The organism is Pararcticibacter amylolyticus (genome assembly GCF_003130405.1).
Lineage (GTDB): Bacteria > Bacteroidota > Bacteroidia > Sphingobacteriales > Sphingobacteriaceae > Arcticibacter > Arcticibacter amylolyticus.
Genome location: NZ_QEAS01000110.1, coordinates 1 through 482 on the forward strand (window position 1 = coordinate 1; position 482 = coordinate 482).

At 62.7% G+C, this 482-nt stretch carries 1 protein-coding gene and 1 pseudogene; one reads left to right on the forward strand and one right to left on the reverse strand.

Annotated elements, in window-relative coordinates; genetic code table 11:
* Nucleotides 1-30: 30 nt before the first annotated feature.
* A pseudogene (locus DDR33_RS27050) lies at nucleotides 31-156 on the forward strand (hypothetical protein); the annotation flags it as partial.
* 84 nt (nucleotides 157-240) lie between these two features.
* Here DDR33_RS27050 and DDR33_RS26845 read toward each other — a convergent pair.
* On the reverse strand, nucleotides 241-482 hold a 242-nt coding region (locus DDR33_RS26845; RefSeq protein ID WP_238387956.1), incomplete at its 5' end, for a hypothetical protein.

Sequence of the window (482 nt, forward strand, 5' to 3'; positions counted from 1 at the left end):
CGGAAGATCAGCCCCTCCGGCAGCACCAGCCTGTTTGCCGGCAGCGGCACAGCAGGCTTTGCCAACGGCACCGGCAGTTCCGCCAGCTTCCAGTATCCCGCAGGCCTGGCCCAGGACCCGTCAGGGAACCTGTACGTCAGCGATATGTATAACCACCGCATCCGTAAGATTACCCCTTCAGGAGTGGTCACCACCTATGCCGGTACCGGTGCACAGGGAAACACCGATGGCGCCGCCCTGTCAGCCACATTCACCTACCCCGTAGGCCTGGCCTTCGATGCCTCCGGCAACCTCTACGTAGTAGAACGCCAGGGCCAGAGAGTCCGCAAGATCAGCGCCTCCGGACAAGTCAGCACCCTGGCAGGCAGCGGCACAGCCGCCTTTGCCAACGGCACCGGCACAGCCGCCTCCTTCAACTGGCCCAACGCCATCCTGTGCGATAATACCGGCAACCTGTACCTCTGCGACCAGCTCAACAACAT